Raw genomic sequence first — 26,773 nt, 5'->3', positions numbered from 1 at the left:
CTAAAGAGACTACCTAGAAACCGTCCCTAACGAGTAGTAAATAATTTGGATCGTCCATCGTGTGGTGTTGTAAGGAGCCGTGTCCGAGTTCTATCAACCAGGCCGATTGAACCGGCGAGGTTATCGAAATATTGGTTTGCAAGGGTGTTGATGTCCACAGTCCACTTCTGAGCGACGAAGGCGCTTCCGGGAATAATTCGGGGTTTAATGGGGGGCTCATGCATTGGTAGTCGACTATGGTCAGTATCTCTTTGACATTAGGGAGGCGCCAGTTCCCATTTAACGACGCCGCTGCATTGAGAGCCTGTTTCCAGTCGAGCTTGATCGGATTGCCCTGGCACCGTTGAAGTGACTCGTTCCAGGTCTGACCGTAAAAACAACGTTGCCAAGTTAAACTTGAAGCGATGTCAGTGATGACACCCTGATTGATGGAAAAGTTTGTTGGAGAAATGCTTTGTGGCGTGGTGTCGAGCGCGCAAATCTGTGCGCTGGCTGGCGCAACGAATAGCGACAGCGCCAGAAAGAGAGAAATGAATTTGTAGTAACTATGTTTCATCAAATTAGGTTCAGTAATGAGTTACGGCGCGAATAAACGCGGTCTTGTCTTTAAACAGGCCCACAACAAACATACGCCCTTTTCCATATGAATCGGGTGTCTTACCCATAAAGACTGCCCATGCCTCGAGTGAAAAATTGGCCTTTGGGTTAGATGTCCAATAATATCCGGGTTGTTTTCCCAGGAAGATGGATTCATCGAACATGACTGCATCTTTTGACAAATCAGTGAGTGGAGAGAAACGCATAATAGAAACCAACTCATGAATCTTGGGCAGACGCCAGTCGGTGGAGCCACATAGACCATTTCCATAGTAGCGATCATTTTTATTAAGAAATTCGATATACGCACTGGTATTGCAGGTGTCTAACGATCCACCACAACTCGAACTGTTGCCCTCGAAACCCATTTGCCCTCCGTTAGCATTGATCAAGGGGTTGTACCAGGAATATAAAAATTTGGCACTGCGTTGTGACGCATCTGGGGCCGATGCTTTTACTTCCCACATCAGGCCAGTGTTGAGATCTTTCACGCAGGCGGCGAGGTTGGGGTCTTGGGTGGGGAAGCCGGCTTCGTCGACAAACTGCATGTTCATAGGCGTGTTTGATTCGCCATCCTGGCCGGGAAAGTCAGTTGTTGTCGAGCAACCCACATTGTAATTCGTGTAGTTTGCGCAAGTCGTCACCTGGGTGTCGTTAATGCCACCAATGGCATCATCATCTAGTATGGTGATTGTTACTGAGGATAAACCTGTTGATCCAAGAAATGCGATATGATTCAGGGGATCCAGCAGGGAAACAAAAAACGTCTCATTTTCTTCTTTCAAGGCATCGTCTTTAATGTATAAGTTGTATTCAAACGTACGGGAAGTACCGCCATTTTGCGCTGGATAGATGATGGTTTGCGGGACTTCGAAGTCGCTACCAGGTGTAGCAAAGCCAACACTGGGGTAGGTCACTAAAATGGGAATTTCCACATCCTGACTGGCCAGCTTCAATGGCATAGTTAGCGTTAACTTTACTACCCCGACACTTTCACGCACGGTAATCAGGTTTCCAGTTTCAGGGGCAATCTGGACGACAGGCGCGTCATCGTCATCGATTATGATGATTTTGAGTGGAGGTGCGTCCAACACAACCTGTGGACCTCGGCCATCGGCAAATTCGGGTAACTGAAAATCGACGGTGAATTGTTCATTGATTTCGTCAATGTCGTCATTTTGTATATTGACGCTAAAGTCAGCAAAGTCACTTCCCTCGGGAATGGTTTCTACCGATGCGCCAGTGTCGCGGCCAGTGTTATTGATAAAAAAGTCGTTTTGTCGCGTTGCCGTGCCATCGGTAATTCGAAAGCGGAATGGAATATCTTCAGTGGCAATTTGCGACAGCTTCGCTCTAAAACTGATGGTTGGGCGAGATTCGGGTACGTTAAGATCGGGGTTGGATAGCGAAGTGATGGTAAGAATCGGCAGGCCCGCCGTCGAGGGGTTTGCAGTTGGGTTGGATTTATCTGAAGGCCCGGTGGCCGGGTTATGAAAGCATGCGCTCAGGGGTAATAGCACACAACATGCAATCAGTGTCGTGAAATTTCGTAATTTCATTCCCGATCCCGTTTCCCCAACGCCAAAATCCCTGGAAGCATACATTACTAATTATTATCCAGACCTTTTCTATACTGAATTTTATCGTATTTCGCCTTAGGCGTGGTCTGAAAGTTCTCTCGTTTTCCTCTATGATTCTCCTGGCAAGCGAGAGTGCAGAGATATCAGCGAGGCGGATGTTTTTATCAATGAGGGCAGCGCTTTTGCCATTAGCCGACTTACTCAGAGGATACTGAGTGCTCTGACCGCTGAAACGACCGCTTGTTTCATTCTTGTCAATGCCGGAAGGCATGGGGACGGCATTTAATGTGCATAAGCTTTGCAAATTAATGTTTGGAAACAGTTTTTGAGAACCAGTTCATTCACATTTTTGAAAGCTTGACTATAATGACTGCAAAAGCGGTAACGGAAAGACGACATCAGGAGTGATTAATCGATGAGACAGGTAATTCGAGTTTTTAGTGCGGTGGCATTGCTGGCGGGGAGTACCCAAATACATGCGTCAATTGTAGACGATGTAGTTGGTCCTGGCGTAACAGTGATCAATGATAATTTCAGTTCCTTAGCCGGTGATATCGCGCCAGCATTTACATACAAGTCAAACTCTCCAGCGGCCTCTGCAGCAGATGGGATTTTGCCTGTCGGGCTTGACGCCGGCCTGGAAGTTTCGGCGACGCAGTTGCCAACAGGATCATTTTTGAATGGTTTACTTCCATCGTGGATGCAGGGTATGGCCTATCTCCCATTTCCTAAACTTCACGCGCACGTTGGTGTAGATATTCCATTTGTTCCGTTGATTCCGGCAGTTGATATCGGTGTATCCTATCTATCGTTGCCAAACACAATTTCGCATTTGGGCGGTGAATTAAAAGTGAATATCGCCAGCGGTAATGTGTTATTACCTGCGGTTGCTGTGCGCGGTGTGTTCAGCAATTTTGCGGGGTCATATGGTGGGACAGATTTGGCGAAAATGTCTTCATATGGTGCAGAGCTCGCAATCTCCAAGGGCTTTGGTATTGGTTTGAAGGTGACACCATTTGCGGGTCTTGGTTTTCACCGTTATACAGCTTCGTCAGATATGACACTCCAATATTTGGTCGATCAAAATGTTTCACAAACTATCCGGGACACGTTTGCTGCTCAGTTTCCTAATCTGAATGATAAAATTATCAAAGATGTATCGGGGAATCTGTTCAAGTGGTTCATCGGCGCCAATCTGCAAATCTTCCTGATCAATGTAGCAGTGGAGATGGATCAGACGGGTGGCGTGCTGACCTATACTGGAAAACTTGGCGTTCGATTCTAAGACTGGAACGATTTTAATTTTTGAACACAAGCCCCGGATCCTGTCTATCCGGGGCTTTGTCATATTTCATGGGGAATTTTCCTGAATTCTCTGTGTCCAAAACCGACAATATCCGCAATAATAAGCTCATCATGCCTGTCCTGTTTCTAACTGTAATACTCATTCTTTTTGGATTGCCCTCCCTGGTGGTGGCAGGTTCAGTTCAACAATATGTTCCCGGCGAGTTACTGGTGCAGTACAAAACAGGTATCACCGCGAAACAAAAATCGCGTCTGCGTCAGGATAAGCGAATACAAGTCAAAGGCCGTTTTCAATTACTACCACTAGAACAGTGGCAGCTTCCTCCTGATCTCTCAGTAGAACAAACCATCGAATCGCTGCGCGCCGATCCCAATGTACTCTTTGCTGAGCCGAATTACAGACGCTACCCGCGTGCGGTTCCCGCTGAGGGTTTGGGTGTTTATGACAGTCAAAAAGCGCCCCTCGTACAGGCAGGGGTTGAACAACTATGGGATATCGTGAAGGGCGAAAGCGGTAACGTGATAGTCGCTGTAATAGATGATGCGATTAATATTCATCACGAAGATTTGAGTGGAAATATGGTCTCTCCTTGGGACTTTGTCGAGAACGATGCGGATCCCTCACCAGCGGACACATGTAAAGACCCAGATACAGGAAAAATATATTCTGAAGCTCACGGCACCTCTGTGACAGGCGTGGTGGGTGCGCAAACCAACAACGGTATTGGTATTGCGGGTGCGGCTTGGAATGTGAAAGTCATACCGATACGCATCGGTTGTTTATATGACACGGCGGCTGAGATCCAAGCGGTGGAATACGCTATCAGTAAAGGCGCTAGCATTATCAATCTCAGCTACGGCGGTCCAATGTATTCGATTGCCGAAGAAAATATCTTGCAGGCCATCCAGGACCAGAATGTCCTGGTCATTACCGCGGCAGGTAATGATCCTGTTAGCAATGATAAGGTACCGGACTATCCATCGGGTTTGGATCTGCCCAATATCGTTTCCGTCGCATTTTCAGACACCGCGGGTGAGCTTTCCCACGAAGCGCAATTTGGACAAACGACCGTGGATTTTGCAGCCCCTGGTCAAGGTTGGGTGACGACTAGTGCCACGGGTAGTTATGACTCAAGCAAATATGGATCTTCCTTCGCGGCGCCTTTGGTCAGTGGTATTGCTGCGCTGCTAAAAACGGCATATCCGCTCGCAGGCTTTCGCCAATTACGGGGGGCAATGTTGTCTTCCGTTACGCCATTGGTCGCAAAAGGTCGTACGGCGACGGATGGTAAAATTAATGCGGTACAGGCCTACGCAAATATGGAAAGCCTGGACCCTGTGATTGTCATTAACAAAATCGTCGTCGATGACAGCCTATATGGAAACGGTAATTCAGTTGTTGATAAGGAGGAAACCTTTCAACTGCGAATAACGTTAGAAAATGTTTGGAATTCCGCTGATATTGTCGTCGCCACGCTTTCGTCTCCGCTAATGATTTATAGTCGGGAAGTGACCATCAGCCCTTTTAACGAGGGAGAAACGCAGGAACTGGTTTTCAAAGTGGATTCATTACAGTTCGAGGCGGACTCTTTCACAGAGCTTCCTTTTGTACTCACTGTGAATTGGGCCAAAGACACCTTGCGCGGTGATTATACGCGACAGTTTAATCTGGACTGGGGCGTGTTGACCCCTGATGTAAAGGTCAACGGCGAATTACTACGAGAAGGAATGCATCTTGACGCCATACACTACTACACCATCGACGTCCCTAGTGGCAGGGATAATTTAAAAGTGACACTCAAACGCACGGATACACGCACCAGTGTCGATGTGAATCTTTTGGTGGCGAAGAGTACCTACCCGGGCTTCTACTACACCGATTTAGGGCTGGCGGGCGCAACCGACGTTGGCGTGAAATATTCCGGTGTTTACGGTAATGATGAAATAAATATACGTAACCCTGGGAATGCGACCTACTATATAGCCGTGTTAGCGCCAAGAGAACAAGCAGACAATAACGTGAAATATTCCCTCACCGCCAGTTTTGCTTCCGGCACTCGTTCAGGAGGTTGTACACTCGCTGGCGGACGTTTTGATCCATTGTTGTGGTTAATGGTTTTTGCGGCGATGGTTTATCTACGCAGAGCTTATGCGGCATAATTAAGGCCTGGATCAGGCGCAAACAAGTAAACTGCGTCTGAAAATTCTTGGTCAGATTATGCGAGACATGCGACGGAAACTGTTAATCACATCGTTGATTTGCGTGTGCGCAAGCGTAGCCTCTACGCAACTACATCAGTCTGAGCCACAATATCCTCTTTTTTCCACGCAGGCGCAGCTCATTCCTCGAGACCCGCTATATACCCATCAACGTGACGTATTGTCTCAAATTGGATTGGAAGCGGCCTGGGACGTTTCTACAGGTGATGAAACCATTATCGTCGCCGTCATCGATGACGCGATTGATATTTTCCATTCTGATCTGGTGGGTAATCTGGTCGAAGGATTCGATTTTGTAGACGGAGACAGCAATCCTTCACCCGACTCCGCAGATAGATGCAACCCACCGGCATCACACGGTACTGCGATGGCAGGAATAATTGGTGCTGTGGGCAACAATAACAAAGGCATGAGCGGTATCGCCTGGAACGTAAAAATTATGCCCTTGCGAATTGGTTGTTCTTATTCGTCGAGTCTTGAGGCACAGGCAATCAATTATGCACTGAGTCATGGCGCGGATATCATCAATATGAGTTATGGCGGTGCCACATTTCCCTTACATGATGCGAGTTACCTTTCTCAGCTTGCCAACGCCAATGCACTCTTTATTGCAGCCGCCGGAAATTTTCACAGCAGTAACGACATTCTCCCCATGTACCCTGCAGATTTGGATATGCAGAACATGTTGAGTGTGGCAGCAGTTGATCAACGCGGGCGTTTAACTTCCTGGTCGCAGTATGGCGCCACGCATGTCGATATAGGGGCTCCTGGCGAAGACATTTTTGCAATTGATCTCGACAATGATAGCTACTCCGCAATCTCGGGAACCTCTGCAGCCACAGCTGTAACCAGTGGCGTTGCCGCGCTAATAAAGTCAGTAGATTTGCTGGATGGTGTGGAGGATTTACAGCCTGTCGATATGCGTGCGTTGATCATGTCAACCGTCAGTCCTGTATCTGATAGTTTCCCTCGCCTGGCGAGCGGTGGAAATCTACATGCGTATACGGCGATGCAGGCAATCAATCAGCGCAAACCTGTGTTGGTGATCAAATCGTGGAGATGGAAACAGGAAAGTCTGCGCGTTAACGGTGTTCCAGACTCGGGAGAGACCGGGGTGATTGAGCTATTGATAGAAAATATCGGAGAAAGCGCTACAAATATCGAGGTAGATATTGCCTCCAAAGGTGAAATTCTGAAGCCGGTGAACTCCAGCGGATTCATTTCACGAATTGATAAAGGCGTAAGTGCATCTGTTGAGATTCCCGCCGAGGCAACAATCTTTAGTGGACATCGGGCCACTACTCTTAATGTGGATATGACGGCATTGTATGCGGGAGGGGTCGTTGACTATCGTCGAGGGCTTCCTTTGCAGTCCGGCATACTCAATGAGCGTGTCTTTATTTCCTCACAACTCAGACAAAATCCGCAGGATGAGATGAAGTATTTTCAAGCTAATTCGGGAACTGATTCAGACAGTATCGTATTTGAGCTTGCCTATCCGCCTCAAAAAGGAAAAATTGGCCTCGCAATCTCGAAAAATGACCGACCGAGCGTGAAATATAATGCGGTTAACGACGGAAATTTTACCGTTAGAGGGGCTGATCGTGTGAAAGCGTCTGGTGCAGGGGTGGAGCGCGTGGGGTTTCCCGTTTCAACGCCGGAGAATTTCCATATCGCCGTATTTGATATGCAGCCAAGCGCCGAAGTTGCCCAAACGCCAATCGAATTTGATCTGAGAGTTTGTCACTTATCTGCAAATGAACCCAATTCTGCGCCAAATGTAAACGCGGGAGCAGATATGGAGATAAAAGCAGGCAGTACGATTTCGCTTAAAGGCCTTGCAGACGATCCAGATGGAGACATTCGCCTTCTTTGGTGGGATGCAAATACGCTCAGTGATGTCACTATCACCGATAGCAGGAGTGTAAATTCAACCGCCCAGTTTCCAGTTGCGGGGCTGTTTGAACTGACGCTACATGCATCCGACAACGCATGTGCTTATGCGGAAGATACGATGGTGGTCTTCGTTAAAGACGATAATCAAATGGCTTCGGGTCTTGGGATTACACCGCCTAACTACAACGTGACAGTCGGTGGAGTGGTCGAGACGAATATACAGGGACAGATTAATGGACAGGGTGTTCGAAGTCTGTCGATGATATATGCCCCCCCAGGTGTTACATTCGATAGTGAGACACGTCGTTTAACTTGGAGTAATGCAGGTCCACCTGGGGACCATAAAATTCGATTCTCAGGTACATCGTCAGAGTCGCCAGTTGCGCTTTATGGTGAAATGACCATCTCTGTGTATGATCGCACTACGTCGCGATCAGGGGTTGGTGGATGCAGCGTGGGCAATGGCGAGAATATTGACCCGTTTTTGATCCTTCTTGTGCTGTTTCCAGCTGTTCAATTCTTAAGAAAAGCCCGTATACGCGCATAGCGTGATCGAATTGTTACTTCGAAAGCCAAAAACAGCTCTTCAAAACTCATATTGTGTTTCCAGAATGTAAACAAATTCGTATTCTGTGCATCCTTTCAACAGTGCCGAGCTCGAGACTAAAAAAAGTTTGAGAGTGACTTCTCCTTTGGGCAAAGTGCGACACAAAAAAGTTTGTGTCGGTGAGTTTGAGCAGGCAAAAGGGGAAAGATTTTTTGTACGCGAGATGGCTTGATGGAGAAAAATTTGATGTGGGAGGACATGTTTTTCAAAAAAAGTGAAAAAAAAATCATTTTTTTTGAAAAAAAACTGCAAATTCTAGAAAAAATACTAAACTATTTAGCAGTTATGACGAAAATTAACTCAAGATGTTTGCATCTTAAACTTTTTTTTGTGATTATATGTCAACCGTTGGGGACCCTAAAAGGAGTAAGTAGATATGGCAAAGAAGAGAGCTGGTAAGAAAAAGGCCGCTTCCAAAAAAGCGGTTTCACGTAAGAAGGTAGCTTCTAAGAAGAAGGTAGCTTCTAAAAAGGTGGCTTCTAAGAAGGTAGCTTCTAAGAAAGCAGCTTCTGCAAAGAAGAAGGCAGCTTCTGTAAAGAAGAAGGCTGCGGCTTCTGCTAAGAAGAAAGCGGCTTCTGCTAAGAAGAAAGCTGCTGCTGTCAAGAAGAAGGCGGCTTTAGCTAAGAAGCGTGCTGCTGCGGCCAAGCGTCGTGAGGCAGCTGCCAAGCGTAAGGAACTGATGAAGGCCAAGAAGGCCAAAGCAGCAAAAGTAGCGGCCAAGAAGAAGGCTATGGCTGCTTTTGAGAAGAAATGGGAAGCTGCATGGGCGAAGAAGGAAAAGAAATCTGCGTCCAAGCGTAAGAAGACTACGCGTCGTCGTAAAGCTTCTAAGGCGACCGTTTCGTCTATTGCTGCTGCAGCATAATCCAGATTTTTTTGGATATAAAAAGGCCGCTATCAGCGGCCTTTTTATTTATACGCGAAAAAAGTCAGACCAAACCTTCAAAAGGTTGTATATCGACCCATTCCCCCGCTTTGATACCACCTGATTCCAATGGTAATACGATAAAGCAATTCGCCAGGCTCATAGAGTTGAGTATATGTGAACCCTGATTTCCCGTACTTTTCACCTGCCACTCTCCCTGGGCAGTTTGAAACAAAATGCCTCGTTGATAATCCTTTCGACCAGGTCTTTTCTTCAGATTTTCAGAGCTGCGTACTTTGATAGTTAGCGGTGGGCTAGGAGGTATCCCCATTAGCTTTAGTAGACCGGGTTTAACAAATTGATAGAAAGTGACCATAGCGGAGACTGGATTACCGGGTAGACCAAAAAAATAACTACCTTGTAATTGACCAAAGGTGAGTGGTTTGCCTGGTTTCATCGCAATTTTCCAGAAATGAACATCCCCCATTTCCTCGAGTAGCATTTTGACGAAGTCCGCTTCACCAACAGATACGCCCCCGCTGGTGATTACCGCATCGGCATTTTTCGATGCGATCTCATAGGCGCTACGAATCTCTGCTTTGTTATCAGGAATGATTCCCATATCGATCATCTCGACGCCGAGCCGATAGAGCATGCCGAATAACGTATAACGATTGCTATCGTAAATTTGTCCCTTGTCCAGCGGCTCACCAATCGACTTGAGTTCATCACCGGTCGAAAAAAAGGCGACACGTACTTTGCGTTTTACCCGTACCTCAGCGATCCCCAGTGATGCAAGCAAACCGATGTCGGCGGGGCGTAGTAGCGTACCGCTGAGCAAGGCAGGTTGTCCCATCGAAAGGTCTTCACCTGCATGTCGAACGTTCTCCCCTGCACGAAGCACGTCGCTCACATTGATGAAATCTCCATTGACCTGCGCATGCTCTTGCATGACGACTGAATCAGCGCCACTGGGCACAGGTGCCCCAGTCATGATACGAATACATTCACCGGAGCCGATCGCTCCTTCAAAAGGGTGACCGGCGAAGGCCTTGCCAACAACTTTTAGCGATGTGCCGTCGTTGCCTTGCAGATCTTGCGAGCGTATCGCGTATCCGTCCATGGCCGAGTTGGTATAGGCGGGCACGTTGATTGGGGAAAGCACATCTTGATCGAGTACACGCCCAAGTGATTCACGCAAAAACAATCTGACATGGCCCTCCAATGGACGAATACGATCAAGTATGCGTTGCAAGGCCAGGTCGGCATCCAATGAGCTTGGGTCATACTCATCCGCGCAAGAAGGTTGTTTGTCCATTACGGGCTCTCCTTCAATTTTAAGAATTGGTTGCAAACAAATTCGGCAATTATTTCCGGATTGTTCAAATCGAGTATGGGTAACGGGGTCTCAATGGCGATGGTGTCGTCACTGGCCACCGCAATTATCGTGTCGTCTTCGGGAAATAAGAGTGGTTTTCCCAGGGAAGGGCGATGCAGTTCGATTCGGGGGAATGGAACGTGTTTAAAACCCTCTACAAGAATTAGATCAAGTTCGTCCTGTGAAAGGTGTAATAACAATTGATCAAGATCGGGATCGCTTTGATTATGGAAATGTTCGTGTACCAACGCCCAACGGTTTGAAGACGCCACCAGGGTTTCTTTGGCCCCTGCCTGACGCAGACGATAACTGTCCTTGCCCTCTTTATCGATATCGAACTGATGGTGGGCATGTTTGATTACGCCAATACGCACACCTTGTTGTCCGAGTTGGGGAATAATTTTTTCGAGTAATGTCGTTTTGCCAGTTCCACTAAATGCGACAAAACCGCAGATAGGAATTTTTGCGTTACTCAACACGAGACAACTCCTGCCGTGCGGTCGCTAAATCTTCAGGGGTATTGATATTGAAAAATGCATCAGGTTTGTCACTGAAGTCCACCAGCGTGGGTTGTTGCCTATGTACCCATTCCATCACTTTACGCTGTCCGGCGACTACGCTTTCACCGAGTTTCGTGGCGAGCTTGCGCCTGAACAACATGGTCAACACTTGTTCGCGCCGACCGTCAAACGCGATACAGAAACCAGAATGGTTTTGGGATGACATACGTGAAACGAGATCAATGGGCAGAAATGGCGTATCACAGGGAACAACAACGACTGTGTCATGTTGCAAATGCTCAATACAACTTGCGATGCCGGAAAGCGGCCCTTGGTCTTCCCCAAGTTTGTCAGGGTAAACAGCTAATCCAAAGGCCCGATACTGATCGAGTTCAACATTTGCGCTGATCACAATTTGTTGAACCTGGGGTTGCAGTCTATCGATGACATATTGCAGCAGCGGTTTTCCGTTAAGTTTCAACAAAGCCTTTTGGCAATTTCCCAGGCGTCTTGCTTTACCTCCTGCGAGTATGATCGCCGACACCGGCAAAGGTGTATCAATAGGCATTAATACGTCTGACCACGGGTATTCTGCGACCACTGCTGGAGTAGTTCCAGACATTCATCACGCATAAAATCCGCATGAATTTCCACGCTACTGCCACCACGTGTTTTCATTTCATGATTGGATACGGATAACTCGTTAAAGCCAAGATTTTGCACATCCTGAATGGTAGTGCCATAAACAATAGTATCGATACGTGCCCAGTGGATTGCGCTGAAACACATGGGGCAGGGTTCAGTGGTGGAATAAATGGCACATCCACTCAAATCATAATCGCCCAGTTTTTTTGCTGCCATACGTATCGCGTTCACCTCCGCGTGACACGTTGGGTCATTGTCAGCCAGTACGGTGTTGTGCGCGACGGCAAGAATGTTTCCATCTTTGACAATACATGCACCGAAGGGACCGCCCCCTTCATCACTAAGGTGTTTCAGCGCGTCTCCAATTGCGGCCTGCATGGGGGATTTTTCTGCTTTAAACATAGTTGACCGATGTTCCAAACCTGAATTTTTTGGATTGTATCTCAATCAGTGCCTCAAGGCATGTTATTGCGCGAGATCACTGCTTCGGGCGGCGATCTTACCGCGTGTCTCGTCTACGCTGAGTAGCGTAACAATACCCACAATGAAAAATATTGCGGTGGAAAGTAACGCATAGCGGTGATTGCCGTGGCTAAGACTGGCGATCAGTCCATATACAAGCGGCCCAACTACGGCAGACAATTTTGTGGCCAGGCCCCACAACCCAAAAAATTCACCGCTACGTGAGGGAGGAGAGAATATGCCAACAAGGGCACGTCCAGCGCTTTGGCTAGCGCCCAGGGCTAATCCTACGAGATTCCCAACCAGCCAAAACGTGGCTCGACTTTCAGTAAAAAACGCCAGTACCAGCGCGGCAATCCAAATCAATAAGGTGAAGATTAGTGTTGGACGAGATCCAATAGCGTCCTGTACTCGTCCAAAAAGAAATGCACCCGCGGCGGCAGTGACATTCACGACCAATATCAACACCATGTTGTCCGCAGTGGAAAATTTCATGACTTCCTGGGCGTATACAGCGGCGAGCACAACCACGGTTTGTATGCCGCAGTGGTAGATAAACACGGTGGCCAGAAATCGAAATAGATCCCGATAGTGGCGGGCATGTTGAAAGGTTACCCATAGCCTTTGGAAACCACTGCGTATGGCGTGACCGGCGGCGTGGTTTTGGACCTGCTTTGTTTCTTTCAGCCATAGAAAGGTGGGAATGCTTGCCAGGGCAAATGCGATTGCCACTATTAACATAGTCACCGGGACATAGGATTCTGCTGAGGCCTGCTGGGCCTGTGCATGGGTTACGTAAGCCAGACAGATACCGAGTATCAGTAGTCCCCCGAGATAGCCTACCGTCCAGCCAAAGGCTGAGGTTCTTCCCATATTTTCGGGCGTACTGATATCGGGTAGAAACGCAGCAATGAGGTTTTCACCGCTGTGAAACATGATCGTAGCGGCAACAACGAGGATGGACGCGATCATGACGTCATTCGCCCCGGTGAGCGCGAGGCTGGCAGTAAATATTACGCAGCCGCTAGTTGTTATCAGAAGAAATCTCTTCTTACAGGCGCTGTGATCGGCTATGGCCCCTATTAATGGGGCGGTGATTAAAACCAGCAGATTGGCCAGGGCAATATTCATCGTCCACAAGAAAGTGGCATCACCATTTCCCAGGTCTGCTGCAATCACACCCACAAAATAGGTACTGTATACCGCGGTGAGAACAACGGTCGCATAGCCTGAATTGGCAAAGTCATACATCGCCCAGCCAAGGACTTCGCGTGTAGGGAGTGCAACTCGTTTATCTGACAAGATTTTTCCTTTATTGGCCACGGATTGGAGTGGAAAAGTCTAGCATGTCTTATCGGTTGTCAGCTCCGACAGGTTAAGCCAATCCTCAGAAAATGTTCATTTTTTCAGTTAACTACAGCGGTGGGAGAAATTTTTAAGGAGGGAAAAATAAATCGACACTACTATGGCTCAACCTGAAACGTTCCAGTAACGCTGGTCGCAAACGAAGAGGTATCCATGATGTCAGATAAAACCGTTCAAAAATCCACCAGCCTCGTTGTTTTCATCATAACAGCGACATTAATGATTTTTCTTTCCATGGCATTCATGTCCTCCAGCTATGCGGCATCCTCGTTTGATCAGAATGACAGCAACAGTATTTTTTTCGACCCCTTGTATAAATTAGCGAAAGATGGCGATGCCCGTGCGCAGTTCGTCCTCGCACGCAAATTCAAGGACGGAGACGGTGTGCGTAGAAGCTATACCCAGGCTATCTACTGGTATAAGAAAGCCGTCGAACTGGATTTTGGTCCGGCGATGATTGATCTTGGTCAGATGTATACCAATGGCCACGGTGTTGAAGTGAATTTTAAAGAAGCGGTGAAGCTATTCTCCGCTGCGGCTGACCAGGGCATGGTTACCGCTGCCTTTAATCTGGGCAATATGTATCGCTTGGGACATGGCGTGAAGATCGATATGCCGAAAGCAGTCGAATACTATCTTAAAGCGGCGGAAAAAGGTTTCCTGAAAGCGCAATACAATCTGGCACTGATGTATCTGTATGGTCAGGGCGTAAAACCGGACGAGAAGCAGGTCGCTCATTGGTATACCAAGGCTGCTGAACAAGGTTACGCTCCTGCACAATTCTATCTTGCCAACATGTATGAAGAAGGACGTGGCGTAGAGAAAAACCTGATTGACGCATATCGCTGGTATGCGCTGGCTGCAGAAGGTGGTGAAAGCAACGCTTATGAATCTCTGCAGTTACTATCCATGAACATGAAAGCGGATGAACTCGCTGAAGCGAAAAAACGTGTAAGCGAAAACAACGTGGCGGCTCAATAAGACATTGAGCGCCGGATCAACAGAATTTTAGAGGGGTGGTCGGGTCCGCGGTTGCAAAGTGACGGGAACAGTCATGCAACCCAGCACACGGGGTTTCTAGTCAGAATTGTCCGACTGGAAAACCCCGTGTCCTCATTTCCTGCTTTGCCTGATAAGCCGTCTCTGTCATCAGTAACTCATATTCCCAGCTATATTGTTTTGAAGGATCAACTTCGGCGCGAAGTTTCAACTGGTGCCAAGGCCTATCAGCATAGACTCGAACTATACGGTTTTCCTCGATACTGCCGGTTAAATCGGGCCAGATTTCCTTTAACAAATCTCTTTGACGCGTCACAGTCCACTCGTCGACCAGACGATAATTTTCACTAAGACGTTCTCCGAAGGCACCTTCCACACCTGTTTGCGTTTGCGCGTTGTCTTCATCTTTGTGTTGTGTGTATATATAGATGACTAATTTTGGTCGTAGGCGAAGTATATCGTCAGTAATATCGTTACCCGATGGCATCCAGTTGGAGAAAACCACATCGACTGGAAAATCTACGTCGGCAATCGTGCCATTGCGCAACTCGTATTGTTCTTCGTCAAAAAAATTCTCGATTTGATTTGGTTTGGCGCCGGGATCTCGGTATCCAATGACGCGGATATTTTCCCTGGCTAATAGACTACCGGTGAAGCCATTGCGTGCATGGACATCAAGCATAATAGGAACCGGACTAACCGCTCTTGTATAAGCTGCCAGGGTCGCCATTTCCCACTGCAATGGATAATAATGATTGACTGTCGGGCCGTGGGTTTGTGGGTCGCGATCGCCATTACTGAAGATGAGATAGTGCAATGGCAAATTCTTGATACGCTGCTCGAATTTCAGCGATTCATCCCAGGCCGGGTGATCTTTCTCCTGGAACCCAATAATGCGGTTAAACATTGTTTGGGTGAAGGCCTCCATATCTTGCAGGATTTCGTAATTCATTGTTTTCCCATGTGGCTGGATTTAAAGACCGCGGATTATACCGCAATAAGCGGAATCGTGCTCTTGAGGTCTCAGGCGTGCCCATGGGCCAGCATTTCGGGCCATAGAACCCATTGCTTGAAATGGGCTTGATGTTTCCGGTTTTGACGCAGCCAGGGTATGACCTTACTCGCTTCCATAGGATGGGATATCAGAAACCCCTGGGCAAGATCACATCCTCGATCGCGAAGAAAATACATTTGCTCATCTTTCTCCACACCCTCCGCAATGACATTAAGCCCAAGGCTCTTGCCGAGACCGACTATCGCCTCGGCGATTGTGGCGCTGTCATTACCTTCGCCTATGTCCTGAACAAAGGATTGATCGATTTTCAGGGTATTCAGTGGAAACTGTTTGAGGTAACTCAAAGAGGAATAACCGGTGCCAAAGTCGTCGATGGAAAGATGCACGCCCAGTCGATGCAGCCGTCTTAATGTCTCGGCAGCCTGCTCAACATTATGCGCCAGAAAGCTCTCGGTAACCTCAAGCTCAAGCATATGTGCAGGCAACTGCGTCTCACGTAAGGCATCAGCGACATGCACAACGAAATCCTTGTCGACAAACTGATACATGGACAGATTGACGGCAACGCGGGTCTGTAATCCCGCATCGGCCCATTTTTTGGCTTCACGACAAGCCTCGCGTAAAACATATTGGCCGATCTGGATAATCATACCGGTCTCTTCCGCGTAAGGAATAAAGGTTTCCGGCTGTATCATGCCTCTCTCAGGATGTTTCCAGCGCAATAATGCTTCCAATCCGATGACGGCCTGAGAATGCAAGTCAATTTGCGGCTGGTAGTGTAATTCAAATTCATTACGTTCCATGGCGTGACGTAAATTATTTTCCAGCAACAATAATTCATACGCTTTGGCATTCATGTCAGCAGTATAGAACTGAAAACCATTACGCCCGGTTTCTTTGGAACGGTACATCGCGGTATCCGCGTTTTTCAACAGCGAGCGCATATCATCGGCATCATCAGGAAAAATCGTTATACCAATACTTGGCGTGACCACAACTTCATGGCCATCCAGACGGAAAGGCGCCTGCATTAATTCGAGGATTTTCTCCGCGACTATCGCGGCATCATCAGAATCTTTTACGCCTTCCAGTATAACGGTAAATTCGTCACCGCCTAAACGGGCAATCGTGTCACCCTCACGCGCGTGTTGTTTCAAGCGACGCGCTACGCCCCTGAGTAATTGATCACCAGCATGATGGCCAAGACTGTCGTTAATGGTTTTAAAACGATCCAGATCGAGAAACATTAGCGCGACTTTTCCGCTATTGCGTTGTGCGCGGGCAATTGCACGACGAAGCCGATCACGGAACAATGCTCGATTGGGCAAACCGGTAAGTGAATCGTAATTGGCCAGGTACAATAGCCGCTCCTCACTTTCCTTGCGTTCAGTGATATCACGCGACACGGCGATGATTTCTGCTATATCACCCGTATGTGGGTCCATGGTTGCCTTGGTGCGGGTTTCCATCCATACATAGTGTCCATCATTGTGTTTGACGCGATAACAAATTGTTTCATTTCCAGAGTCTGACAAAAGTCGAGGGATGATACGGCGCTTGGACTTTTGGTCATTGGGATGAAAAAGTTCGAAAACCACGCGTCCAATGATTTCATCTGGCCGGTAGCCGAGAACTTTTGTTGTCGCCGGTGAGGCATAACGACATACGCCGTCATTGGTATATTTGGTGATAAGGTCGGTGGAATGTTCTGCAAGCAATAAATAATGTCGTTGCATTTCCTTTAGCGCGCGTTCCATTTCCAGGTTGGAAGTAATATCCAGGCACGTTACCGTAATGTGATCTATTCTGTTTAGTTTGCGAATGGGGCTAAACCAAAGACGAAGTTGATTGCCATTCGCTTCGAAAGTACCAGTTACTTCGTCTCCCAGCATAGCCTGACGAATGAGATCGCCCATGGATGTGAAGGATTGATGCAATAGACAGAGATTTTCGCCAAGCATTTCATCGGTATCAAAACCGAGAATGTCTCGAGAGTTTCCATCTATATAGGTGACCTGTCCAAGTTCATTCAGTGTTAGCAAAACTGATGGAGTGTGCTTAACGATGGTTTTGATAAAGTGGCCGTAATTAGCCCGGTGAGTGACGGTTTCGTTACTGAACTCGGCAATCAGCATATCCTCAGCGCTCATTCGCAAATCCTGACAAATTGTTAGTAGTTGTTTTCCGCTTGCGCGCAAATCAAAACGCGCATTCAATCTCTGAAGTTTACATATTGCAACGGTATGCCAAGATTGGATTCGCGCAATAATGCAATGATCTGTTGCAGATCATCACGATTTTTTCCAGTGACGCGCACCTGTTCTCCCTGAATCGCAGCCTGTACCTTTACTTTTGATTCTTTGACGAGCTTGGTGATTTTTTTGGCCAATTCTTTGTCGATACCCTGGCGAACAACGACTTCTCGTTTGACGCTAGTACCTGCAGTCTCTATCTTGCCTGGTTCCAGGCTGCTGATATCAAGACCGCGTTTGGCCATTTTGTTATGTAGGACGCTAATGATTTGGTCGAGCTGAAAGTCTGACTCACCAACTATGGTAATAGTATTGTCTTTTTGTTCGATCGCTGCGCTAGTACCTTTGAAGTCGAATCGATTGGCTATTTCTCTTTGGGTCTGATCGACAGAGTTACTTAACTCATGTGCATTGACTTCGGACACTACATCAAAGGAAGGCAATGTTGACTCCTGTTTGATTCTACGTTTCTGTTAAACCTGTTTGTTTCTGTTTAACCGCCACGTGTTACAGCGCTCGACGGGCGGTATACCTTAAACGACATGTTAATTTGCTGCAAGTTAAATTGTACGAAAAAGGTGAAAAAAAATTTCACGTTTATTTGCTTATTAGCGAGCGTTTCCGCGGCCTGTGATTTGCAATAGTCGTCATTTTTTTCTTTTTTGACGAAGTAAATATACGCTCGCTTTGCGCCAGCTGTACCTTCGAAACTGGCTCTGTGCAGGTGTCATTTTATGGTGATTCACTAGACGGATTTCGGGCGTAGCTGACAAGCTTCGCGTTGCAAAGTCGACACTATTCCGAGTGATGAAGATGGTCTTTATTTTTACTGGGGGAGGAGATGATGATGCGGCACTTTTTATAGCTATCGTTACAAGTGTCTTTGCTATACTCTCGATTCTGTTTGATCGGAAGAGACACTATGAAAAAATCGTTATCCATAATATTGTTAATGTTATTGTCGGGGGGAGTATCAGCCGAAATCAATACTGGTATAGGTCATCCTATTAAAGGCGGAAGCAGTGCGCCACCTCCACCATCAGCGCCCAAGAATCATGAGATGTTTAGTCCACCGGCGGCAGCGACGGCGCAGGGAAAAGTGTTACAGTCTATCGACGGTGCCGGCTATACCTATCTGGAACTCGAAGCGGGTGGAAAACAATTCTGGATAGCGGGCACTCAGGTTGAGGCAAAAAAAGGCGATACCGTGAGCTACGATGAAAATGTCGTGATGGAGAATTTCTTCAGCAAGACGCTCAATCGTTCCTTTGACCGTATTGTGTTTGCGTCTCACGTCAAGGTCGTCAAGTAAGCGGGAACTCATTCCCGTTCAGACGCACGCAAAGATTCAGTTCTGCCGTCTCAGGGCATCTCCTGAGGCGGTTGCGACAATGCACGATTCAGACATTCCTGCAAATTACCCAGGTGGGCCTCGCACTGGACCTCACCATAATAGTCCCCATCTCGGTAAACATAGATGGCCGGAAGATGGAATATCTCGTGTTCTTCCGCCAAGCCTGGGTCTAGTTCGACATCAACATCGAACAGGCGAATGTTGCGATTTTGTTGTTGGAATTCGAGTAGCAATTTACGCCAGTAGGCACAAGAGCTACAGCTCTTCTTCCAGAACAATATCACGCTAGTTCCTGGCGCCTCGCTTAGGATGTGATGGAAGGTGAATTGATCAAGAGGCTTGTAGCCCTTGTGATAATCACCAAGTTTAATAATTTTTGAAGAAGTCATATGCCGTCGCAGTTTAGGGGAATTGGCCAATATTCTCAATTCAGTCTTTCGTTTTTGTGTTGAATGTTTAAAATGTGGCCCAATTATCTAATGGAATTCTTAACTCACAAGGTTATCGAGGAAAATATGCGATTTATTGTAGCGGCGTTAATTGTAATGGTTGTTGGTCTGGGTGCTGGAATGGATAACGCCGAGGCGAAGCGCCTTGGAGGCGGTTTATCCTTTGGCGGTAAAAAGTCATTTAACCAGCCTTTTAAACGGCAGGCCCCGGCTACGCCAGCCAAGAAAGCGACGGATAACGGTGCTGGTGCCGGTGCAGCGACTGCCGCAGGTGCAGCGGGTGCGGGCCGAGCAGGGTTAATGGGTGCTCTGGGTGGTCTTGCCATGGGCGGTTTATTGGGTGCGCTATTTTTTGGCGGTGCCTTCGAGAACATCAATTTTCTCGACATTCTCATATTTGGCTTGATTGCCTTTGTATTGTTCAAACTACTGGCTGGGCGTCGTCGTAGCATGGAGCCTCAGCCTGCAGGTGGGGCACCACTACCAGATGCTGACTGGGGTCAAAAGGCTGAACGAACAACTCAGCAGCGTCAGGCGACGACGTCCCCGGGTTTTGACACTGATCTGATGTTCAAAGACAAGCAAAACACCACCGCGCCACAGGAAATTCCCCAAAACTTTATTGGTAGCAATACGGTCTTACCTAAAGACATCAATAGTCAGGAATTCCTTGATGGTGCAAAGCGCGCCTTCTCTATGCTGCAGGAAGCCTGGGATAGCGGCGAACTTGCGGATATACGTGGTTTGACCACGGATCAGGTATTCGGTGAGATACAGGATCAATTTATGCAGCGCTCCGGAGAGAATCGGACTGAGATATTGGAAGCGACAGCGGAGATTGTCGCCTTCGAGGAGACCGATAGCGAACAGCAGATCGCCGTGCTTTTCAACGTGAATATGCGCGAACTGGATGCCTTCAGTGGTATGGACGCGGAGGCGCATTGGGTGCAGGAAGTTTGGCACTTTGTGAAACAAAAGAACAGTTTTGCACCAACCTGGTTTCTCGATGGTATACAGCAGGTGGAAGCGTAACAAAGCAAAAAAGCTTTTAAAAAACGCCCCGTCTGTCGGGGCGTTTTTTTTTCAGGCTGATAAGGAGAGTCGTGTTGGATACGATTCCTATTCCGGGATTTAGTGAACCGTTTAGCAGTATCACGCATCTGCTTGCCGCCGGCTTGTCCTTTGTGGGTTTTTTCTTTCTCGCCTATAAGGGGTGGGGTAACCGGGTCCGTCTGTTTGCGATCTCGGTCTATTCTTTTTCCCTGGTATTTCTGTTTTCCATGAGTGGTGTCTACCATTTATTGGAACCGGGTTTTACGCCTCACGCGGTGCTTCAACAATTGGATCATGCGGCGATCTGGACATTGATAGCGGGAACGTTTACACCGCTACACATGATTCTTTTTCGAGGTAGTTGGCGCTGGGGAGTGTTAATGCTCATATGGACTATCGCGATAACTGGCCTGGTATTGGAAGCGGTATTTTTCGAAGAAGTGTCCGCATGGATGAGCTTGAGTTTTTATCTCGGTTTGGGCTGGTTCGGCGTGCTTACCAGTTACCATTTTCGTCGTACCTTTGGTGATCGTAGCATTCGCTATTTGTGGTTAGGCGGCGCCTGTTATTCCGCCGGTGGATTACTCGATTTTCTCGGCTGGCCGGTGCTGGTCAAAGGAGTCATTGGCGGTCACGATATTTTCCACATCTTTGTCATCGCTGGCGCCTTTTATCATTGGTTGTTTGTATATAAATGGGCGCACTATCCGACGCGCAATCATGTCAATTTCGAGGTTAGTGTTTTCCCTGATGGTACGCATGTGGCCCATGCCGTAGGTGAAAACATTCACATCGAAGCCAAATCAATAGTGCAACTGAAAAAACAGATACGTGAGCGCGTAAATGAAATCTTCCACCCGGATATGCGTCCGGAATCCATACGATTGAAGTTTACCAGTGAAGAGTATTTGTAGTTCGTCTATATGGTCGAATCTATGTGAGGCCGACGTGGGCACAAAGAAGCGCGATTTCGCGACTCGAAAAGTGGATTTGAGGATGTTTGGAGGCCTATGTTTGAGCGAGTGCAGCGAGCGAGTTTAGGCCGACTATCCTCAAATCCGCTTTGAGGTTTAGTCGCGCATGAGCGCATCTTTGTGCCTACGTCAGCAAGCAATCTTGCAAATACCAGCATCGGCTAGTACTTATTCCAACGGCCTTTAATGTCGCGATATTCGAGCCTTGTGCTTTTTGGCTTGCATGACGTGGAATACATACTCAAACAATCAGTCAGTCCCCGAAAATCTACAGGCTTATCTTTTGACTTTCTTGAAAGCAAAGAGAAATGAAATCCTATCTGCCAGGTGACCAGTTGTTAGTTCATATAAAACCACTATTATATTGTCGAAATACTTTACAAGTCTTCTTGTTATAGATTGTTTATACTTTATAGCTAATTGTTATTTATAGAAATATTAATATGGCATTAAATGTGCTTACGCTGGCGAGCATAACAAGTTTGAGAGAGGGCTGTGATGAAAGTTATTAGTTTTATTGTTTTTCTATTGTTGGTTCCGTTTACGGCTTCGGCAACGGTAATGAGTTTTACGGACACCCATGATCCGGATCCGGACATATGGTTTTCAGCGGGATCAAACTACAACTATTCTCATGACATCAATGATTCCGGTTTCACTTCGTCCACCGATGAAATCTTGTCCATTTTGTTAGAGATTGATGTGGTAGATGACGGTGACTACGATTACGATACGTATACTTCCTATACCTATACAACTTGGTGCGGTAGGCATAGTATTTTTGGTAGCTACCACTGTCACTATGCAACTGGAAGTTACATTTCGAGTTATGGGCAACCAGAGTATTTAACTGTAAGTGCAGACGGTACTGTTTTTGGCAGCGCAGAGATCGATTACAATCCTTTAGGATTTACAATTGACCCGAGTGATATGCAATTAGATGGAATTTTAGATTTGAATCTTACCGTTACGTCTGGTGACCTGATATTCCGTGCTTCAAACCTTCTGGTTGAAGTAAATCGAACTGAAGACGCTATGGTTACTGCGGCTGCTGTGCCTGTACCCGCGCCTGCAACTGTTGCACTGTTGGGTTTAGGTTTGTTGGGACTGTTTGTTTCGCGCAGAAGAGTTTAATACTCTTTGCTTTTCTAAAAGCAAGCGAATCCAAAAGACTCACGTTAATGACAAAATACCCGTATCACGAGATGCGGGTATTTTTTTGCGCTCAATATTGATCGCATATTCGGCTGGTGATGTAGATTTGCACCATAATTAATAGGTGGTAAGAGTCTTTGGGGCAGTTTGCGAAATTATACGCCTCGTTCACTTCGCCAGTTTATTTGCAAGTTTCCCCAGCAACAAAACCGCCAGTTCCGTATCGCGATTCCATGGCTGTGCGCAATTCAAACGAATAAAGTTACGATATTTCTGTTTGGCCGAAAAGATAATACCCGGCGCAATACTAACACCATGCTCCATGGCCTGCTGGTAGAGAACGACCGAGTCGCACTCACCGGGAAGTTCTACCCACAACACAAATCCGCCAGCGGGTTGAGTCAAACGCGTCCCCTCAGGAAAAAATTCGATAATCGCACGGGAAAACTGTTGTACCAGTTGCGCATAACGTTGGCGTACCTGACGCAGATGTTTGTCATATCCACCTCGCGAAAGAAAATCGGCCAGGGCCAGTTGCGGTAATCCAGGAGAGGCGAGACTGGAAATATATTTCTGGTATTCGATTTGTTCCTGAAATCGACCAGGCGCAATCCAGCCCACGCGCAAGCCGGGTGAAATCGTCTTTGAAAAAGAAGCACAATATAAAACGTCGCCATAGTTGTCGTAGTGTTTTGCTGCCAGGGGGCGAGACTGGTCAAATGCCAGGTCGCCGTAGACATCGTCTTCTATCAGCGGAATTGTATGTTTGGATAAAAGCTGTACCAGTTGTTTCTTGCTTTCATCCGACAGACAGTGCCCAAGCGGATTGCTGAAGTTGCTAACAACAATACATGCCTTTAGCGGCCACTGTTCTATCGCCAATTGTAATGCAGACAGACTAATGCCGCTTTGTGGGTCTGTCGGAATTTCCAATGCCTTGAGTCCTAGTGATTCGATAACCTGGAGCAAACCATAAAAACTCGGGGACTCGATTGCCACGATATCCCCCGGTTTGCTTACGGCTCTCAAACACAGCATCAAGGCTTCCTGGCAACCGCTGGTGATGACGAGTTCATCCGGCGCGATTTGGCAGCCTGCGTAAGTCATGCGTCGCGAGATTTGTCGACGTAGTTCAAGGCTGCCCGGGGGAAACATATAGCGCGCATCGCACTGGGGATATTGTTTGGCTACTTTGATGAATGACTGATTGACTGCGCGCGTGGGTAGAAATTGCGCGTTTGGTACCGCCGCGCCTAATTGCACGATTCCTGTTTGATGGGTGACCTGACTGAGTTTCATCGCCAGGTTTTGTCCGGTGATGATAGTCGGGCGTTTAGAGGGTTTGGGCAGTAGCGGTGGACTCGGTGTCTGCCAGCTTTGAACGCGAACAAAGAAACCAGAGCGAGGACGTGCCTCAATATAACCACGGCTTTCCAGGACTTGTTGTGCTTGGACAGCGGTGGAAACGCTTACACCAAATTGCTGCGCGAGCTTGCGTACGCCTGGCAGGCGTTCTCCCGCTTCAAAAACGCCCTGGTCAATATGCTGGGCCAGGGCATCGGCCATTTGTTCATAGCGTGTCGACATCGTCAGTACAGTTAGGATTCGTCTATTCGGTACAGTTGATGGATACTTTAAACTGTATCGGTTATAAAGTCACTGATCTGGAACTGTACTGATTCGTTGTCTGTGGCTACACTTGCTCAATTCAGTGGCGGAGTGACGTGAGCATGTCTTCAATCTTTCAGGTAAACGCATTTACCCATGGCCGGTTTAGCGGGAATCCCGCTGCGGTTGTGTTGTTGCGTGAGCAAGCCGAACCTGTGTGGATGCAGAAGTTGGCGCAGCAGATGAATTTGTCGGAAACCGCGTTTGTCACGGTGCCTGCGAAAGGGACGGAGGTGTTTGACTTGTGTTGGTTCACTCCCGAGACAGAAGTGGATTTGTGCGGCCATGCAACCCTGGCCAGTGCCAGTGTGTTGTGGTCGGAAGGCGTCGTTCCTGACGGGCAAACTATCCGCTTTCAAACCCGTAGCGGTGTATTGCTCGCCCGTAATTTCGAAAACGAGATTGTGCTGACTTTTCCGACTGACCCGATTCAATCTATCGACGATTTCCCAGGACTGGAAGACGCCCTCGGTTGTGCGCCGATATTTGTCGGCAAGGGCAAAGACGATTTGGTTGTGGTTGTCGATAGCGCGGAAACAGTGCGTGGTCTCCAGCCCGATTTTGTGCGTCTGGCAGCATTGCCAATCCGTGGTGTGGCGGTAAGCGCTGTGAGTGATACACCGGAATACGATTTTATCTCGCGTTTTTTTGCCCCGGCGGTTGGAATTGATGAAGACCCTGCCACAGGTTCGGTTCACTGCGCCCTAGTTGATTACTGGAGTAAGCATTTGCAAAAAGATTCGCTCGTCGCCTTTCAGGCATCAGCGCGAGGGGCACGACTGTCACTGCATGAGTTAAATAACGCCATTGAAATCGGTGGCAAAGCAGGATTGGGGTTTCAAAGGTGAATTATATGTCTAATAGCGTATTGCCACTGTGTTGGATAGAAAGCGAAATCGTGCCTGCATCCGAAGCAAAAATCGGTGTTCTCGATCACGGCTTGTTATATGGTGATGGCGTATTTGAAGGAATCCGTTTTTATAACAAGAAACTCTTTTATTGGCCGGCGCATTTGCGTCGCTTGCGTGATTCAGCGAATGCAATCTGTCTTGAGTTGCCGTTGAATGATGCCGAGTTGGAAACCTTGCTGTTGGACCTGATTGAGGCCTATGCTGGAGACAGCGGTTATATTCGTCTGGTGGTCACAAGAGGAATTGGCTCGCTAGGCATCTCACCAGTGTCTTGTAAACGCCCAGGCTTGTTCGCCATCGTAGATCAACTGAGCATGATTACAACGGAACAACGTAGCCAAGGTATACGTGTGATTACTGCCTCGACGCGTCGTCTACCCCTGGATGGTTTGAGTCCGCAAATCAAAAGCCTCAATTATTTGAATCACATTCTTGCCAGGATAGAGGCGCAGAATGCCAATGCTCAAGAGGCTATTGTTTTGAATGCCCAGGGTAAGGTAACCGAAGGAACAACAGACAATGTATTTATCGTTCGTGACGGTGTGTTATTAACGCCGCCTGTTAACGATGGTGCGTTGGCTGGTATCACGCGGCAGATCATTATGGAACTGGCCGCCGAGATGCAGATCGAAAATCGCGAACAGAGTATGTCTACTTATGATATCTATACTGCCGACGAATGCTTTCTGACAGGAACCGGTGCGGAACTCATCCCGGTTAGGGAAGTGGACGGACGAAGCATAAGACACTGTCCAGGACCGGTGTTTCAACAAATGTCCGAGGCTTTTAATACACTGATTGCGAAGAGTGTCTAAGCCTTGGTTTTTTCATAGCCGTATTTGTGGCATGCTGGAAGAAATGGTATCGAAGGAGAATCGGCATGTCAGACGAAAACATCCAGCAAACACAAGACGCGGCACGTGAAGCGGTTGAAAAAGATGTGGATATTCAACAGACCGTTCGGGACATTACCTTAAAGGCGTTAACCGAACGCCAGTTGGATAAGGAAGGAATTAAGGCCGTTATCGGTGCGGTCACTACCGGCGTTACTCAGGGGGTAGAGGCCAATAAGGACAAAATGAATACCAGTTTCAAACAGGCCTTGTCGGGCATGGATGAAGCGGTGGCAAAATCTGCCCAGGCAGCCAAACTGGCCGCCACCGAAGCAATGGGTAAAGTGAGCGATTTTGCCGACCACGAATTCAAGGAAACCTTATCCCAGTTGGAGAACCTCGAAGACCTTTTCATTGATACCGTCAACGCCGCTGCCCAGCAGGCGGGAAAACTTGCTAACGAATCATTCCGCGATCTTACTTCGCATCTGAAAAACTCCGGTAGTGATGCCGGGCGTCAGGCCAAGGAAGCAGCGGAGCAACTACGTCAGCAACTCACTACCGCTGGTAAAGAAGGAATGGAAGCGGCGATGAAGGCAGGCAAACAAGCGGGGAATCAAATCGCGCAAATCGCTAGCGGCATACTCGCGGGTATGGCCGACGCATTGAAGAAGTAAGTAGGCGTTTACT

General features: G+C 47.7%; 24 protein-coding genes. 12 read left to right on the top strand and 12 right to left on the bottom strand.

The window, feature by feature from the left end; translation table 11 throughout:
• Window positions 1–13 precede the first annotated feature (13 nt).
• A complete protein-coding gene (locus OEZ43_13240) occupies window positions 14–556 on the bottom strand; it encodes a DUF1566 domain-containing protein (protein MDH5546553.1) in 543 nt (180 codons plus the stop codon).
• Window positions 557–566: 10 nt separating this feature from the next.
• Entirely contained in the window at window positions 567–2,156 is a 1,590-nt protein-coding gene (locus OEZ43_13235; protein MDH5546552.1) for a DUF1566 domain-containing protein, read from the bottom strand.
• Window positions 2,157–2,592: 436 nt separating this feature from the next.
• Here OEZ43_13235 and OEZ43_13230 point away from each other — a divergent pair, with 436 nt between their 5' ends.
• From OEZ43_13230 to OEZ43_13215, 4 genes are all read left to right on the top strand, one after another.
• The gene (locus tag OEZ43_13230) at window positions 2,593–3,462 is read left to right on the top strand and encodes a hypothetical protein (protein ID MDH5546551.1); all 870 of its coding nucleotides are present in this window, start codon (window positions 2,593–2,595) and stop codon (window positions 3,460–3,462) included.
• Window positions 3,463–3,554: 92 nt separating this feature from the next.
• A complete protein-coding gene (locus tag OEZ43_13225; GenBank protein ID MDH5546550.1) occupies window positions 3,555–5,642 on the top strand; it encodes a S8 family serine peptidase in 2,088 nt (695 codons plus the stop codon).
• A 67-nt stretch (window positions 5,643–5,709) separates the two neighbouring features.
• The gene (locus tag OEZ43_13220) at window positions 5,710–8,145 is read left to right on the top strand and encodes a S8 family serine peptidase (protein ID MDH5546549.1); all 2,436 of its coding nucleotides are present in this window, start codon (window positions 5,710–5,712) and stop codon (window positions 8,143–8,145) included.
• 436 nt (window positions 8,146–8,581) lie between these two features.
• Window positions 8,582–9,070: a hypothetical protein gene (locus OEZ43_13215; protein MDH5546548.1), complete on the top strand. Its 489-nt coding sequence runs from the start codon at window positions 8,582–8,584 to the stop codon at window positions 9,068–9,070.
• 64 nt (window positions 9,071–9,134) lie between these two features.
• Here the strand turns inward: OEZ43_13215 and moeA are convergent, their stop codons facing one another.
• The 5 genes from moeA to OEZ43_13190 form a co-directional block, all read right to left on the bottom strand.
• Complete coding sequence (moeA, locus tag OEZ43_13210; GenBank protein ID MDH5546547.1) at window positions 9,135–10,388, bottom strand: molybdopterin molybdotransferase MoeA; 1,254 nt, start codon at window positions 10,386–10,388, stop codon at window positions 9,135–9,137.
• Entirely contained in the window at window positions 10,388–10,924 is a 537-nt protein-coding gene (gene mobB / locus OEZ43_13205; GenBank protein ID MDH5546546.1) for a molybdopterin-guanine dinucleotide biosynthesis protein B, read from the bottom strand. The genes moeA and mobB overlap by 1 nt, the downstream gene beginning before the upstream one ends.
• Entirely contained in the window at window positions 10,917–11,570 is a 654-nt protein-coding gene (gene mobA, locus OEZ43_13200; protein ID MDH5546545.1) for a molybdenum cofactor guanylyltransferase, read from the bottom strand. The genes mobB and mobA overlap by 8 nt, the downstream gene beginning before the upstream one ends.
• Window positions 11,516–11,995 carry a nucleoside deaminase gene (locus OEZ43_13195; protein MDH5546544.1) on the bottom strand — a complete coding sequence of 160 codons (480 nt, stop codon included), beginning with the start codon at window positions 11,993–11,995 and terminating at the stop codon, window positions 11,516–11,518. Before OEZ43_13195 ends, mobA begins: the two co-directional genes overlap by 55 nt.
• Before the next feature lie 63 nt (window positions 11,996–12,058).
• A complete protein-coding gene (locus OEZ43_13190) occupies window positions 12,059–13,357 on the bottom strand; it encodes an MFS transporter (GenBank protein ID MDH5546543.1) in 1,299 nt (432 codons plus the stop codon).
• Window positions 13,358–13,573: 216 nt separating this feature from the next.
• Here OEZ43_13190 and OEZ43_13185 point away from each other — a divergent pair, with 216 nt between their 5' ends.
• The gene (locus tag OEZ43_13185; GenBank protein ID MDH5546542.1) at window positions 13,574–14,401 is read left to right on the top strand and encodes a sel1 repeat family protein; all 828 of its coding nucleotides are present in this window, start codon (window positions 13,574–13,576) and stop codon (window positions 14,399–14,401) included.
• 100 nt (window positions 14,402–14,501) lie between these two features.
• On the opposite strand, the gene OEZ43_13180 is transcribed toward OEZ43_13185, so the two are convergent.
• From OEZ43_13180 to OEZ43_13170, 3 genes are all read right to left on the bottom strand, one after another.
• Complete coding sequence (locus tag OEZ43_13180; GenBank protein ID MDH5546541.1) at window positions 14,502–15,371, bottom strand: hypothetical protein; 870 nt, start codon at window positions 15,369–15,371, stop codon at window positions 14,502–14,504.
• A 71-nt stretch (window positions 15,372–15,442) separates the two neighbouring features.
• Window positions 15,443–17,584: an EAL domain-containing protein gene (locus tag OEZ43_13175; protein ID MDH5546540.1), complete on the bottom strand. Its 2,142-nt coding sequence runs from the start codon at window positions 17,582–17,584 to the stop codon at window positions 15,443–15,445.
• Between the two features lie 62 nt (window positions 17,585–17,646).
• Window positions 17,647–18,129 (bottom strand): YajQ family cyclic di-GMP-binding protein, encoded by a 483-nt coding sequence (locus tag OEZ43_13170; protein ID MDH5546539.1) that lies wholly within the window; start codon window positions 18,127–18,129, stop codon window positions 17,647–17,649.
• Window positions 18,130–18,608: 479 nt separating this feature from the next.
• Between OEZ43_13170 and OEZ43_13165 the strand changes: the two genes are divergently transcribed.
• Entirely contained in the window at window positions 18,609–18,998 is a 390-nt protein-coding gene (locus tag OEZ43_13165) for a hypothetical protein (GenBank protein MDH5546538.1), read from the top strand.
• 50 nt (window positions 18,999–19,048) lie between these two features.
• Here OEZ43_13165 and OEZ43_13160 read toward each other — a convergent pair whose 3' ends face one another.
• Complete coding sequence (locus tag OEZ43_13160) at window positions 19,049–19,429, bottom strand: thioredoxin family protein (GenBank protein MDH5546537.1); 381 nt, start codon at window positions 19,427–19,429, stop codon at window positions 19,049–19,051.
• 126 nt (window positions 19,430–19,555) lie between these two features.
• Here OEZ43_13160 and OEZ43_13155 point away from each other — a divergent pair, with 126 nt between their 5' ends.
• The 3 genes from OEZ43_13155 (at window position 19,556) to OEZ43_13145 (ending at window position 22,650) form a co-directional block, all read left to right on the top strand.
• Window positions 19,556–20,521, top strand: coding sequence for a TIM44-like domain-containing protein (locus OEZ43_13155; protein MDH5546536.1), 966 nt, complete (start codon window positions 19,556–19,558; stop codon window positions 20,519–20,521).
• A 74-nt stretch (window positions 20,522–20,595) separates the two neighbouring features.
• Window positions 20,596–21,456, top strand: coding sequence for a hemolysin III family protein (locus tag OEZ43_13150; protein ID MDH5546535.1), 861 nt, complete (start codon window positions 20,596–20,598; stop codon window positions 21,454–21,456).
• A 558-nt stretch (window positions 21,457–22,014) separates the two neighbouring features.
• Window positions 22,015–22,650, top strand: a complete 636-nt coding sequence (locus OEZ43_13145; GenBank protein MDH5546534.1) for a PEP-CTERM sorting domain-containing protein — start codon at window positions 22,015–22,017, stop codon at window positions 22,648–22,650.
• 189 nt (window positions 22,651–22,839) lie between these two features.
• Here OEZ43_13145 and OEZ43_13140 read toward each other — a convergent pair whose 3' ends face one another.
• Window positions 22,840–24,258 carry a PLP-dependent aminotransferase family protein gene (locus OEZ43_13140; GenBank protein MDH5546533.1) on the bottom strand — a complete coding sequence of 473 codons (1,419 nt, stop codon included), beginning with the start codon at window positions 24,256–24,258 and terminating at the stop codon, window positions 22,840–22,842.
• Between the two features lie 143 nt (window positions 24,259–24,401).
• Here OEZ43_13140 and OEZ43_13135 point away from each other — a divergent pair, with 143 nt between their 5' ends.
• The 3 genes from OEZ43_13135 to OEZ43_13125 all read left to right on the top strand — a co-directional run bounded on the left by OEZ43_13135 (window position 24,402) and on the right by OEZ43_13125 (window position 26,760).
• On the top strand, window positions 24,402–25,187 hold the full coding sequence (locus OEZ43_13135; GenBank protein MDH5546532.1) for a PhzF family phenazine biosynthesis protein: 786 nt from the start codon (window positions 24,402–24,404) through the stop codon (window positions 25,185–25,187).
• A 5-nt stretch (window positions 25,188–25,192) separates the two neighbouring features.
• Window positions 25,193–26,065 (top strand): branched-chain-amino-acid transaminase, encoded by an 873-nt coding sequence (gene ilvE, locus OEZ43_13130; GenBank protein ID MDH5546531.1) that lies wholly within the window; start codon window positions 25,193–25,195, stop codon window positions 26,063–26,065.
• A 65-nt stretch (window positions 26,066–26,130) separates the two neighbouring features.
• Window positions 26,131–26,760 (top strand): hypothetical protein, encoded by a 630-nt coding sequence (locus tag OEZ43_13125; protein ID MDH5546530.1) that lies wholly within the window; start codon window positions 26,131–26,133, stop codon window positions 26,758–26,760.
• Window positions 26,761–26,773: the final 13 nt, after the last annotated feature.

It is taken from the genome of Gammaproteobacteria bacterium, from assembly GCA_029881255.1.
Classification (GTDB): domain Bacteria; phylum Pseudomonadota; class Gammaproteobacteria; order S012-40; family S012-40; genus JAOUMY01.
Note: the sequence above shows the minus strand (reverse complement) of the source record. Positions and strands in the feature narration are given on the sequence as shown.

What these genes read in the sequence shown, in the direction of transcription:
- OEZ43_13240 (MDH5546553.1), bottom strand. Translation starts at nt 556, where the DNA reads ATGAAACATAGTTACTACAAATTCATTTCTCTCTTTCTGGCGCTGTCG.
- OEZ43_13235 (MDH5546552.1), bottom strand. Translation starts at nt 2,156, where the DNA reads ATGAAATTACGAAATTTCACGACACTGATTGCATGTTGTGTGCTATTA.
- OEZ43_13230 (MDH5546551.1), top strand. Translation starts at nt 2,593, where the DNA reads ATGAGACAGGTAATTCGAGTTTTTAGTGCGGTGGCATTGCTGGCGGGG.
- OEZ43_13220 (MDH5546549.1), top strand. Translation starts at nt 5,710, where the DNA reads ATGCGACGGAAACTGTTAATCACATCGTTGATTTGCGTGTGCGCAAGC.
- OEZ43_13215 (MDH5546548.1), top strand. Translation starts at nt 8,582, where the DNA reads ATGGCAAAGAAGAGAGCTGGTAAGAAAAAGGCCGCTTCCAAAAAAGCG.
- moeA (MDH5546547.1), bottom strand. Translation starts at nt 10,388, where the DNA reads ATGGACAAACAACCTTCTTGCGCGGATGAGTATGACCCAAGCTCATTG.
- mobA (MDH5546545.1), bottom strand. Translation starts at nt 11,570, where the DNA reads ATGTCTGGAACTACTCCAGCAGTGGTCGCAGAATACCCGTGGTCAGAC.
- OEZ43_13195 (MDH5546544.1), bottom strand. Translation starts at nt 11,995, where the DNA reads ATGTTTAAAGCAGAAAAATCCCCCATGCAGGCCGCAATTGGAGACGCG.
- OEZ43_13185 (MDH5546542.1), top strand. Translation starts at nt 13,574, where the DNA reads ATGATGTCAGATAAAACCGTTCAAAAATCCACCAGCCTCGTTGTTTTC.
- OEZ43_13180 (MDH5546541.1), bottom strand. Translation starts at nt 15,371, where the DNA reads ATGAATTACGAAATCCTGCAAGATATGGAGGCCTTCACCCAAACAATG.
- OEZ43_13175 (MDH5546540.1), bottom strand. Translation starts at nt 17,584, where the DNA reads ATGAGCGCTGAGGATATGCTGATTGCCGAGTTCAGTAACGAAACCGTC.
- OEZ43_13165 (MDH5546538.1), top strand. Translation starts at nt 18,609, where the DNA reads ATGAAAAAATCGTTATCCATAATATTGTTAATGTTATTGTCGGGGGGA.
- OEZ43_13160 (MDH5546537.1), bottom strand. Translation starts at nt 19,429, where the DNA reads ATGACTTCTTCAAAAATTATTAAACTTGGTGATTATCACAAGGGCTAC.
- OEZ43_13155 (MDH5546536.1), top strand. Translation starts at nt 19,556, where the DNA reads ATGCGATTTATTGTAGCGGCGTTAATTGTAATGGTTGTTGGTCTGGGT.
- OEZ43_13145 (MDH5546534.1), top strand. Translation starts at nt 22,015, where the DNA reads ATGAAAGTTATTAGTTTTATTGTTTTTCTATTGTTGGTTCCGTTTACG.
- OEZ43_13140 (MDH5546533.1), bottom strand. Translation starts at nt 24,258, where the DNA reads ATGTCGACACGCTATGAACAAATGGCCGATGCCCTGGCCCAGCATATT.
- OEZ43_13135 (MDH5546532.1), top strand. Translation starts at nt 24,402, where the DNA reads ATGTCTTCAATCTTTCAGGTAAACGCATTTACCCATGGCCGGTTTAGC.
- ilvE (MDH5546531.1), top strand. Translation starts at nt 25,193, where the DNA reads ATGTCTAATAGCGTATTGCCACTGTGTTGGATAGAAAGCGAAATCGTG.
- OEZ43_13125 (MDH5546530.1), top strand. Translation starts at nt 26,131, where the DNA reads ATGTCAGACGAAAACATCCAGCAAACACAAGACGCGGCACGTGAAGCG.